This is a genomic window from Leptothoe sp. LEGE 181152, assembly GCF_032906605.1.
Classification (GTDB): domain Bacteria; phylum Cyanobacteriota; class Cyanobacteriia; order Phormidesmidales; family Phormidesmidaceae; genus Leptothoe; species Leptothoe turfae.
Window position 1 is genome coordinate 161,293 of record NZ_JASATU010000003.1, and the last position, 13,266, is coordinate 174,558.

A 13,266-nucleotide genomic window follows, 5' to 3' on the forward strand; every position below is an offset into this window, starting at 1 on the left:
CAGGGGAAAAACAATGGTGCAACAGAATCACGACAATTTTAATCCTGACGCCAGAGATATTAGTGCGGATATTGCCATTGTGTCCATGGCTGGCCAGTTCCCTGGAGCACCGGATGTGGCATCATTCTGGCAAAATCTGCAGGCAGGGGTGGAATCCATTTCCCAATTCTCAGATCAGGAACTGTTGCAGGCAGGGGTGGATCCAGCGCTATTGGCCGACCCAAACTATGTCAAGGCCAAGGCTGTTTTAGATGATGTGGCTGGGTTTGATGCTCCATTTTTTGATATCTCTCCTCGGGAAGCAGAAATTCTCGATCCCCAGCACCGGTTGTTTCTGGAATGTGCATGGACGGCGGTTGAAGCAGCGGGCTATGACCCTCAACGCTATCAGGGACTGATGGGTGTTTACGCTGGGGTGGGGGTGAATGGGTATTTGCTGCATCATCTGGCCCAGCGTCAAGACCTGTTGCGGACGGTGGGTCTGTATCCCCTCTTTATTGCCAATGACAAGGACTTTTTGCCCAGTCGGGTGGCCTACAAGCTCAATTTGACCGGGGCGGCGGTGGCGGTACAAACGGCCTGTTCCACATCCCTGGTGGCGGTCCATCTGGCCTGCCAAAGTCTCCTGAATGGAGAAACCGATATGGCCCTGGCGGGCGGGGTGTCTATTGCGATTCCCCAGGGTACGGGCTATCTCTATCAAGAGGGCATGATTCTGGCCCCCGATGGCCATTGTCGGGCCTTTGATGCCCAGGCCAAAGGAACCGTTGGCGGTAGCGGTGTAGGGGTGGTGCTGCTGAAACGGTTGGAAGATGCGATCGCAGACGGCGACCCTTGCCATGCGGTAATTCGTGGCTCAGCCATTAACAACGACGGTGCCCTGAAGGTGGGTTACACGGCCCCCAGTGTCGCCGGTCAAGCAGCGGTGATCAATGAAGCCCTGGCAGTGGCCAATGTGGACGCCGATACCATTGGCTATATAGAAGCCCACGGCACCGGCACAGAACTGGGAGATCCCATCGAAATTGCCGCCCTCAATCGGGTATTTCGTTGCCACCCTGAGCACCCTGAACAACCCACCTGCGCCATCGGCTCCCTTAAGACCAATGTGGGCCATTTAGATACGGCAGCGGGTGTGGCGGGTCTAATCAAAACTGTCCTGGCCTTGAAGCACCAGGCCATTCCCCCCAGCCTTAATTTTGAAACCCCCAATCCCAATATTGATTTTGGAACGGGGCCTTTCTACGTCAACACCAAACTGCAGGACTGGTCCCGTGCTGATGCGCTCCAGCCCCGACGGGCGGGGGTAAGTTCCTTTGGCATTGGTGGCACCAACGCCCATGTGATTCTCGAAGAAGCACCGCCATTAGAACCATCAGGTCCTGCGCGCCCCTGGCAGTTGTTGTTACTGTCGGCCAAAACCCCATCGGCCTTGGCTCAGATGACCACCAACCTGGCTGATTTCTTCCAGGAACAATCGGCAACTGAATTAAATCTGGCCGATATTGCTTATACCCTGAGCTGTGGACGGCAGGCATTTAATTATCGCCGTATCCTGGTTTGTCAGGACATTGACCAGGCCATCCAGGCATTACGGGCAGTTGCAGAGAACGCTGAGGAGATGCTAGCTCTGCCAAGCGGGCCTCAGGTTGTTACTGGATCGGGTAAACCACAGGGGAAATCTTTGACCTTTCTCTTTCCAGGCCAGGGCTCCCAACATGTCAACATGGGTCGAGACCTCTATCAAACCGAACCCATTTTTCGGGAACAGATAGATCGCTGTGCTGACCTGTTACAACCCCTGTTAAAACTAGATTTGCGCCAAATTCTTTATCCAGCTCCAGAACAGGAGGCCACCGCTGCGGCCCAGCTGCAGCAGACGGCAATTGCCCAACCAGCTCTCTTCGTGATGGAGTATGCCCTGGCCCAACTCTGGTTAACCTGGGGGTTACAGCCCACGGCCATGGTGGGCCACAGCATTGGAGAATATGTGGCGGCCTGCCTTGCCGGAGTATTTAGCCTGGAGGCGGGACTGGCCCTGGTGGCTAAGCGGGGGCAACTGATGCAACAATTGTCGCCAGGGGCAATGGTGGCGGTACCTCTGGCAGCAGAGGCGGTGCAATCTCTGTTGGATAAAGATTCTAGGTTTAAAGAGATTGCGATCGCAGTTATCAATGAACCCAACCGCTGCGTAGTATCAGGCCCCAAGACAGCCATATCAGCTTTTGAACAATACATTACCAGTCAGGACATCGAAGGCCGTCGTCTACACACCTCCCATGCCTTCCATTCCCCCATGATGGAGCCCATCCTGGATGCGTTTCGCCAGCAGTGCCAGCAGGTTGATTTCCAACCTCCCCAACGCCCCTACCTGTCCAACCTCACCGGCACCTGGATCACCACCGCCCAAGCAACGGATCCTGACTACTGGGTCCAACATCTGCGCCAACCCGTCCAATTTTCCCAGGCCCTAACCCAGCTTTGTCAGGATGCGGACCCACCACATACCCTATTGGAAGTAGGCCCTAGTCGTGCCCTTAGTTCCCTGGTCCAGAGGCATCCAGCCGGTCAGGGTCAGGCAGTGATTGCCACCCTGCGCCACCCTCGGGAAGATAAATCTGATAGGGCTACGTTGTTATCTGCCCTGGGACAGCTTTGGCTCCAAGGGATGGAGATTGATTGGCCTGCCGTCTATGGTCATGAACGTCGCCATCGTCTGGCCCTACCCACCTATCCCTTTGAACATCAACGCTACTGGATCGAGGCGTCTGATGCGCCCATGGGGACCTCTGGTTCTCTGGCTGCCCAATCAAATCAGTCCCAAGGCTTACATCGAAGAGAGTTTAAAGATTGGTTTTATGTCCCCTCTTGGAGCCGTTGTCCCATTCCCCCAGTTAAGCGAGAAACCCAGACTGTTACAGATACGATTCTTGTCTTTGTTGATGATCTCAATGTGGCGACTCCCCTGATTAAGCAGCTAGGGCGAAATGATCGCACGATTATCCAAGTCCAAATTGGCGAAACGTTTCAATCTCTAGGAGAGAATCATTACAGCCTTAATCCCCAGCAGCGAGAGGACTATGACCATCTACTCCAGGCGTTGCAACGTTTGGAACAACAGCCCGATAAAATTCTCCATCTTTGGACGTTAGTTCCACAGGTATCTGAACCAGTTCAATCTACGGATCAGTCTCTGGCCCTGGGCTTCTATGGTCTTCTCTTCTTAGCTCAAGCTTGGAACAAGCAGGAGTTTGACCATTCCTGTGATCTCGTTGTGATTACTCAGCATCTCCAGAGGGTCACTGGAGAAGAACATCTGCTTCCCAACCAGGCCACCCTGTGGGGAGCCATCCGGACTATCCCTCAAGAAATCGCTGGGTTAACCTGTCGCTGTGTGGATATCCTGTTGCCTGATTCAGCATCCCAGCCTGACCTTGCTTTAGAGCCATCATCAAACCTTATCCATCAACTCGTTACAGAGATGGAAGCACCAGCAGGAGAACCCGAAAACCAGGCAATTGCCTATCGGGGTCCCTATCGCTGGGTCCAACAATTTCAGTCTTTTCCGATGGAATTAGAAAACCAGGGAGAGACGCTGTTGCGACCAGAGGGTATCTATCTGATCACGGGAGGTTTAGGCGGGTTAGGACTGACTATAGCTCAACATCTGGCTCAACATTGGCAAGCCAGGCTGGTGTTGATGAGTCGGTCCTTCTTTCCTCAGGAGTCAGACTGGCAAAATTGGCTGGAAACCCACCCTTCAGATGATTCCATTAGCCTTAAAATTCTTGCCCTACAGGCTTTGAAGGAAGCGGGGGCAAAGGTTTTAGTGGTCACGGCGGATGTTTGCGATCGCACAGCTCTCCAGCAAGAGATAACCAAAGCCATTCAACAATTTGGTCCTATCCACGGCGTTATTCACGCAGCAGGTATTCCCGGTGGGGGGGTAATCGATCTGCGTACCCAGGCAGAGACAATAGCCGTTTTCCAGCCCAAGCTGCAAGGCACCCTAACTCTAGACCAAACATTGCAGGACTTAAACCATCACCCCCTAGATTTTATGGTGCTCTGTTCTTCTGTGACCGCCATTACGGGGGCCGTAGGACAAATCGACTACTGTGCCGCCAACGCCTTTCTCGATGCCTATGCCCAGGCTCGTAATGTAAACTCCCCCACCCGTTACCTGGCCATTAACTGGGAGAGTTTACAACAGGTGGGCATGGCAGCAAAGGCAATGGAAACCTTGTCTGAACGTCTCGCAGGCGATCCATCCAACCACTGGCTGCTGAACCAGATGCGCTCAGAGCTAGCCCTTGGTCTTTTCCCCACTGACTGTGGTCAAGTGCTAGAGCAGTTGTTGGGGCAACCGGAACCCCAGGTGATCGTTTCCACACGAGAGTTAACTTCCCGCCTGACGACCCAACGGCGGATGGGTGACCGTCCAGAACACCATCAGCCAGCCGCTACCCCCTCGATCAAATTTCCCGTGGTCAATGTGTCTGATGACCCAGTGGAAAATAAAATTATTGGAATTCTCCAGGCCCTGCTGGGCCGCGACACCATTGGCATCCACGACAACTTCTTTGAAATGGGGGGAGATTCGCTTATCGGCATGCAGTTTTTAGCCCACCTGCGGCAAACCTTTGCCATCGATCTATCCATTGCCACCGTGTTTGAAGCCACCACCATTGCCCAACTGGCCACTGTAGTTAAGGCTAAGCAGCCGTCTGCTATAGCTAGCTCCTCCACCGCCGACCTGGATCAGCTAGAAGACATTTTAAACCAGGTAGACGCCCTATCCGATGCAGAACTCAATGCATTAAGTGGGTCTTAATGGGCCATCAACACCAGCACTAGCCAGAGAGAGGGGAAAGACCCATGCCAGAGAACCATCAGCTTCAGCAACAGGCCACCATCAAGAACATTGTCAAACGGCTCGCAAATCTACCGCCACAAAAGCGTGATGCTGTGCTTACGCTGCTGCAAAAGCAAGGGATTGACCCGGCTAATTTGCCGATCTGGTCCTGCGATCGCACCACCAACCATTTCCCCCTCTCCTGGACCCAGGAACAGCTCTGGTTAGTGGATCAGTTAGCAGGTCCCAGCCCCACCTACAACTTTTTGGTGGTGATGCAGGTGAAGGGGCCATTAAAGATTGATGCACTGCAGCAGACACTCAATACGCTAGTGCAGCGCCATGAGATTTTGCGCACCACCTTTAAATCCATTGATGGTGAACCCAGACAGGTGATCCATGCCAGCGGTTTCTGGCCCCTTTCTCTGGAAAACTGGCCCCATGGGGAAACAACTTCAGATTTTCAGAATGACAAGCCTGCCCCCCTAAACTCTGTTGCCGACCTTGCCCCAGGTCTGCAAACCTGGATTCAGCAAGAAGCTGCCAGGTGCTTCGATTTAGCCACGGGGCCACTGGTGCAGGCCAGCCTGATGCAGCGATCGCCCACCGACGCATTGTTGGTGTTAAATCTGCACCATATTATTTGGGACTGGTGGTCCATGGGCTGCTTTAGCCAGGAATTAGCCCACCTGTATCGCGCCCATAGCCAGGAACAATCCCCCCAGCTGCCACCGCTCTCCCTACAGTATGTGGATTATGCCTGCTGGCAACGCCATTGGCTACAAACAGACAGGCTTAACCAGCATTTGGACTATTGGCAACAACAACTGGCCCAGGCTCCAGCCTTGTTGGAATTGCCCACCGATTATCCCCGTCCCCCAGTGCAAGCATTTAACGGGTGCACCCACACGGTTCATCTGTCTCCTGCTTTAAGTGCCCAGGTGAGAGACCTGGCCCAGCAGCAGGGGGTAACCCTGTTTATGTTGTTATTAACAGTCTTTCAGATTCTGCTCCATCGCTACAGCGGTCAGCCCGATATCCTGGTGGGCACCCCCATTGCCAATCGCCAGCGTCCTGAGTTGGAGTCATTACTAGGGTTCTTCGTGAATACCCTGGTGCTGCGCACACCCATTGATGAGACCGCCACAGGTACCGAGCTGTTGCAAACGGTGAAAGCGATGGCATTAGAGGCCTATGCCCACCAGGATGTGCCCTTTGAACAGGTGGTGAAGGCGTTGCAACCCCAACGCAGTTTGGCCTATTCCCCCATTTGCCAGGTGATGTTTGTGTTGCAAAATACTCCGCTAACAACATTGGCTTTGGATCAGGTGAGTCTGACACCGTTGTCTGTGGATGCTGCGATCGCAAAGTTTGATTTAACTCTCTCAATCCGTGAGACAGACCAGGGGCTGATGGCAACCTGGGAGTATAACCGTGATCTATTTGAAACTACCACCATTAAACAGATGGCCAGCCATTTTGAGCGCTTGTTGACTGGCCTGGTGGCAGATATATCCCAACCGGTGAGCGCTCTGCCCATGCTTAGTGAAACGGAGCGGCATCAATTGTTAGTGGACTGGAATCAGCCTGCGGTTGTGCCTCCAGAGATAGAAGCCTATCCCTGTATTCATAAGCTATTTGAAGCCCAGGTCACCCGCACACCCGATGCCACCGCACTGGTGTTTGAGGGAGAAGAACTCAGCTATCGCCAGTTAAACAATCGGGCTAATCAACTGGCCCATTATCTCCGCAGCCTGGGAGTTGGCCCTGAGTCATTAGTGGGTCTCTGTATGTCGCGCTCAATAGACCTGGTGGTAGGGCTGTTGGCAATTTTGAAGGCGGGTGGGGCCTATATTCCCCTGGACCCCACCTATCCGTCCCAACGTCTGCAGTTTATGCTTCAGGACTCACAGGTGAACGTTCTGGTGACTCAAAACCAGCATCTGGAGTTGTTCTCAGACTATAACGGCAAGATAGTCTGTTTGGATAACTGTGGGCAGGATGATACATCGAAAATTGCCCAGTATCCTGCAGAGAATCTTCCCAGAAATGGGACTGCCGAGAATCTCGCCTATGTGATCTACACTTCGGGCTCCACTGGCAACCCTAAGGGAGTAATCATTCCCCATCGCAATGTTATTCGCTTATTACGGACTACCCAGGACCTTTATCACTTTAATCAACAAGACTGTTGGACCCTGTTCCATTCCTATGCCTTTGATTTTTCAGTGTGGGAAATCTGGGGGGCATTATGCCACGGTGGTCGCTTGGTGATTGTGCCCTATTGGGTGAGTCGCTCTCCCCAAGACTTTTATGATTTATTGGTGCGTCATCAGGTCACAGTGCTTAATCAAACCCCTTCAGCCTTTCAGCAATTGATGCAGGTTGATCAAGACCACGCTGTTGATTCCCTTGGGCTGCGCTACATCATTTTTGGCGGTGAGGCACTACAGGTGGAAAGTCTCCTACCCTGGTTTAATCGCCATGGTGAGAATCAGCCCCAATTAATCAACATGTATGGCATCACCGAAACAACGGTCCATGTTACCCATCAAGCGTTAACGGCTGAGCACTCACAACAATCTTGTAATTCCATTGGTAAAGCCTTAGCTGACCTTCAAATTTATGTATTGGATCATGGTCTACAGCCAGTGCCCATTGGGGTGGCAGGGGAATTACACATTGGTGGTGCCGGTCTTGCTCGTGGCTATCTCAATCGACCAGAGCTAACGGCAGAGAGATTTATTGCCAACCCTTTTGGAGCAGGGAGACTGTATAAAACAGGCGACTGGGTGCGGTATCACACCGATGGCAGTCTTGAGTATCTGGGACGGCTGGACCATCAAGTAAAAATTCGCGGTTTTCGCATCGAGCTAGGTGAAATCGAAACGGTTCTCAGTCAGCACCCGCAAGTACAACAATGTATTGTTATTTCCCAGGCCAATGCCTCTAGCGATCCCTGTCTGGTGGCCTATATGGTGCCCAATAGCGATCTAAACTCTGGCGCAACAGAGACTGATGCAACAGAGACGGGCGATATAGATACCTATGCTCTGAAAGCCTATTTGAAGGAGCATTTGCCTGACTATATGGTGCCAACAGGGATCATGTCTCTTACCGCATTCCCCTTGACTGACAACGGCAAGATTGACCGTCAGGCCCTGCCTGTATTTGATGGAGCGAGTCCCGCAGCCACCTATATTGCCCCGATTACAGAGCGACAAAAACACCTGGCCAGTCTCTTTGCTGATGTGTTATCCCGACCCATTAATACCATTGGTCTCCACGATAGCTTTTTTGACCTGGGGGGTCATTCTCTCCTTGCGGCCCAGTTAGTTGCTCGTATTCGTAGCACATTAGATCTGGAAATGCCCCTGCGCACCCTGTTTGAATCTCCTACTATAGATGCCCTGGATGCTGCTCTGGATAAGGCTGCCTACCCTTCTCGGTCTGTCCCTCCCATTACGCCTCGATCCCAGAATGACTCTCCTATCCCCCTCTCCTTTGCCCAGGAACGATTATGGTTTTTGGCTCAGCTGGAGCAGCAGGAAAATCAGGTACAACAACAGGCGGAGCCATTGGCCATCTATAACATTTTTGCAGCCGTTCGCATCAGTGGCAGACCCAATGCCGCCGCTTTGCAACGGGCCCTGGATACCCTGGTGCATCGTCACGAGAGTCTGCGTACTCGATTTCCCGTTGTTGAGGGTGTGGCCAGGCAAGTGGTTAAGCCTACAGTGCAAATTCCGTTAGTGGTTATCCCAACGTTGGAGATTCCCCTGGAGGATTGGTTGTTGCAAAGGGCACAACAACCTTTTGACCTGGAACAAGGTCCCTTACTACGGATGGCGTTAGTCAATCTCGATGACGGGGCTGCGGTGCTAGCGGTAACAATACATCACATTATTAGCGATGGTTGGTCCATGCAGGTGCTGATTCAGGAACTGAGCACCCTCTACACAGCCTATGCCCAGGGCCAACCTGCGACCCTGCCGCCGTTAAAAATTCAATATGCTGACTATGCCCTCTGGCAGCGCCAGTGGTTACAGGGGGAAGATTTAGCCACCCAGTTAAGCTACTGGCAACAACAGTTGGCCAATCTACCACCGTTGTTAGAATTGCCTACCGATCGCCCCCGTCCTGCCGTCCAAACATTTCAGGGGCGGACCCATAGGATCAGCTTGCCGCCAGACTTAAGCCAGCAGGTGCGTGCTTTTGCCCAGCAGCAGGATGTCACCCTATTTATGCTGTTGCTAGGCACCTTCCAACTTCTGCTCCATCGCTACAGTGGGCAACGGGATATTGCAGTGGGTACCCCTGTGGCAAATCGTCAGCGGTTTGAACTGGAACCTTTGATCGGCTTTTTTGTAAATACGCTGGTGCTTCGCCTTGGTGTGGATGAAACAGATACGGTTGTTGCCTTTCTAACCAGGGTGAAACAGATGGCCCTGGAGGCTTACGACCATCAAACTGTGCCATTTGAACAAATCGTGGAAGCCCTACAGCCTGAGCGTAGCCTGGCCTATTCTCCCCTTTTCCAGGTGATGTTTGCCCTGGATGCTGAGATTGCTCCCCTGGCTTCGTTGCCCGCTGGCCCATCGGAACTTACCCTGACGCCTCTGGCTGTGGATAGTGCGATCGCAAAATTTGACCTCACCCTGTCGATCACAGACACCACCCCTGCCCTGGTCACCCATTGGGAATACAACAGCGACCTATTTAACCCCGACAGCATTGAGCGCATGGCCCAGCAATTTATCACCCTGCTGCAGGGCATGGTGACCAGTGCATCCAGCCCCATCAGTGAGCTATCCCTCCTGACGGAGCCAGAACGACACCAGCTATTGATGGAATGGAGTGGTGCCCATAGTGAGTTAGTCAGTGAGTTGGTCTCTGATGCTCAAACCCGAGAGACCTACGACTGTATTCATCACCTGTTTGAGGCCCAGGTGCAACGCACACCAGATGCGATCGCCGTCAGCCTGGAATCGGAACACCTGAGCTATCAAGCCTTAAACCAGCGAGCTAACCAGCTAGCACATTATCTCCAAGACTTGGGCATAGGTCCCGAAACCCTTGTGGGCATTTGTATAGACCGCTCCCTCGACATGGTAGTGGGGCTATTGGGCATCCTCAAAGCTGGCGCAGCCTACGTTCCCATCGATCCCACCAATCCCCTAGCTCGCCTTGCCTTTATGCTACAGGATACTGGCCTATCTCTTCTGCTGACCCAGCACCATTTGCTGACAGCATTGCCAGACCACGGGGCAAAAACGGTGTGTTTAGATAGCGACTGGTCAACCATTGCCACCTGCCCCTCTAACAATCCCATCAGTCAGGTGGGTGCTGAGAATTTGGCCTATGTCATCTATACCTCCGGTTCCACTGGCCAACCTAAGGGCATTTTGATTGAGCACCAGGCCTTGATAGCCTTTACCCAAACGGCCATCACCACCTATGGGTTTTCCCCCACAGACCGGGTACTACAGTTTGCCTCCATTAGCTTTGATGCTGCTGTCGAAGAAATTTATCCCTGCTTGAGCGTCGGAGCCACCCTGGTGCTAAGAACTGAGGAAATGCTGGCTTTAGACCGATTCTGGTCCCAATGCCAGAACTGGCAAATTACCGTCCTCGATTTACCCACGGCCTACTGGCATCAACTGGTTTCCCAATTTATCCCCCAATCTTTGCAGCCTCTGCGGTTAGTCATTATTGGAGGAGAACGGGCAGACCCCAGGCAGGTTAACCATTGGCAGCAAAATGTCGGGCAGTTTCCCCAGCTGATCAATAGCTATGGCCCCACAGAAACCACCGTTGTGGCCACCACTTACAATTTTTCCACCAATAAGACTTCTGAAGGAACCCGGTTAGTCGAAGTACCCATAGGGCGACCCCTGGCCCATGTCCAAACCTATGTCCTGGACGCTCACCATCGACCGATGCCCATGGGCATTCCTGGTGAATTGTACATTGGCGGAGCCGGACTGGCCCGAGGTTATCTAAACCAGCCAGCATTAACAAAAGAGAACTTTATACCCCATCCCTTTGGCACAGGACGACTCTATAAAACAGGCGATCGTGTGCGGTATCGCCCTGATGGCAATATTGACTATTTGGGTCGTCTGGATGACCAGGTAAAAATTCGTGGCTTTCGTATTGAGCTAGGGGAAATTGAAGCGGTGCTCCATAGCCACCCCCAGGTGCAGCAATGTGTTGTTGTTACCCAGACTGATTCCCTGGGTCACTCGACATTGATCGCCTATGTTGTTGTCCAGGCTATCAGTAACGAGACAGACAATGAAGCAAAAAATGAAACAAATGGAGCGATTGAGACCAGTGCCTTAAAAGACTATCTGAAACAGTCCTTACCCCCCTATATGGTCCCTCAGTTGGTAGTCCCCTTGGATACCCTGCCACTCACCCCTAACGGAAAAGTAGATCGCCATGCCTTAAGGGCTCCTGATGGGGCTTTAGCACAGTCTCTCTCCTCCCAAACCTACATTGCACCCCGCACGCCGATTGAATTGCGGCTGGCCAAAATCTGGTCAGAAATCCTGGAGATTCGCCCCATAAGTGTGCAGAGTACATTCTTTGATTTGGGCGGGCACTCCCTCCTGGCAGTTCAGCTGATGGTCAGGCTACAGCAAGAATTTCAGGCCGATCTGCCCTTGGCTATCCTGTTCCAATCTCCCACGATTGAACAGTTGGCCATGTATCTTGAGCGGGATGGGGGGATTGATAACGTTTCAGATACGGTTCTAGTTCCGATTCAGGCACAAGGGAACAAAACACCGCTGTTCTGTATCCACCCCATCGGTGGAAATGTTTTTTGCTATGCCGCCCTGAGTCAGCAGCTAGGGGCAGACTATCCCCTGTACGGCCTCCAATCCCTGGGGCTGATGGGGCAACAGCAACCGTTGACCACCATTGAGGCCATGGCAGCAACGTACTGCCAAGAAATTAGAACGGTTCAGCCCCAGGGCCCCTATCATCTGGTGGGTTGGTCCATGGGGGGCGTTGTTGCTTATGAAATGGCGCAGCAGCTTAGCCAGCAAGGGGAAACGGTAGCGTTATTAGGTTTGATTGATAGTTACCTCTACTGTCCAAATATAGTCACTGGTGGGGAAAATGACCCAATGAATCACCCAGAATTCAATCAGGGGTGGTTGTTGATGGAGCTACTCAAAGACTTGGCTGGACAGATGGGGCAACCCTTACCCTCCCCATTACAAATCCTTCAAACTTCTCCCATGTCCCTTGCCCAGGCATTTGAGTTCAGCCAGCAGCACCAGCTTCTGCCTCCCGGTGTGACGTTTCACCGTTTAGAGCATCTCTGGCAAGTATTTCAGGCTAATGTGCTGGCCCTACACCAATATCGTCCCCAGTCCTATGGTGGATCAGCATTACTCATCAGTGCTGGCGAATCTGTGACACAGGCTTCAGATAAAATCTCGGAGCGAGTCCGAAATTCAGCTAGTCTGAGCTGGGAACAGATCCGTTGGGAGCAAATTATCCAAGGGGACTTCAAACAATTTACTATTTCTGGAGATCACTTTAGTCTCTTGAGAGAAGCCGATCAGATAACTCCAATCACCCATTACCTGAAGTCCTATATTTCGCTTTAACCCCCATGTCACAGCTCAATTTCTTGCAAATTAATTATGAGGTCTGAATCGTGAATCTTCCCTGTAATCCGTGCCTAAAATTTAAGACGTTTGGCATACGTATATCTAGCAAATACAAGTACCCCTAGGTTAACAATATGAGCAGGCCAAGGCATGGGACGCAGAATGTCCAAAATCAGAACAATTCGGCTTTCGGAGGCATTGTTATGAACCTGATGTACATGGGTATCATCGAAGAGAATACTGTTGCCCTTTTGCCAGGTGTGGGGCTGATCTTTGATGTAAATTGTTGGCGGATTTATATCGGGAACGATTAAAGGCAGATGATAACGTAAATATCCTCGGGAAGGGCCTTCGTGGGCGGGAATACTTTTCCCTGGATCCAAAATGGAGAACATAGCCTGTACTAGCCCCGGCACTTGATGGATTACTTCCACGGTTTTAGGACATCGTTGTCGATTTTTCAGTGGCTTTTCTCCTAAGGAGAATAAAATAAAGGTCCGCCAACTTTTTTGAGGATCACTCCCTTGGGAGATGGTGGTTTGATATTGATCAACCTCATGATATTTAGGTATTTGGCTCTGATCTGGCAACAAATCTAAAAGCTCTGCATAAATCTCATTAAGCGCATTATCTACAATTCTTAATTCGGGGCAGGTTTGATCAATATTAAAGAAAACAGGACGACTGTCTCCCCCTATAAATAAATCGAAATATCGATTTACCAGCTCAGTTAATCTCAGTCGAGAGAGAGTCGTATGCACAGTATAATAAAACCTTTTCATT

Annotated in this window: 3 protein-coding genes; 2 read left to right on the forward strand and 1 reads right to left on the reverse strand. The window is 51.8% G+C overall.

From position 1 onward, the window contains the following. The first annotated feature begins 13 nt into the window (after positions 1–13). Together QGP82_RS01615 and QGP82_RS01620 are read left to right on the forward strand one after the other, a co-directional pair. The gene (locus QGP82_RS01615) at positions 14–4,834 is read left to right on the forward strand and encodes an SDR family NAD(P)-dependent oxidoreductase (RefSeq protein ID WP_499056777.1); all 4,821 of its coding nucleotides are present in this window, start codon (positions 14–16) and stop codon (positions 4,832–4,834) included. Between the two features lie 44 nt (positions 4,835–4,878). Continuing rightward, positions 4,879–12,480: an amino acid adenylation domain-containing protein gene (locus tag QGP82_RS01620; RefSeq protein WP_499056779.1), complete on the forward strand. Its 7,602-nt coding sequence runs from the start codon at positions 4,879–4,881 to the stop codon at positions 12,478–12,480. A 74-nt stretch (positions 12,481–12,554) separates the two neighbouring features. Here the strand turns inward: QGP82_RS01620 and QGP82_RS01625 are convergent, their stop codons facing one another. After that, on the reverse strand, positions 12,555–13,265 hold the full coding sequence (locus tag QGP82_RS01625; RefSeq protein WP_163701796.1) for an aspartyl/asparaginyl beta-hydroxylase domain-containing protein: 711 nt from the start codon (positions 13,263–13,265) through the stop codon (positions 12,555–12,557). Between the last annotated feature and the right edge of the window lies 1 nt (position 13,266).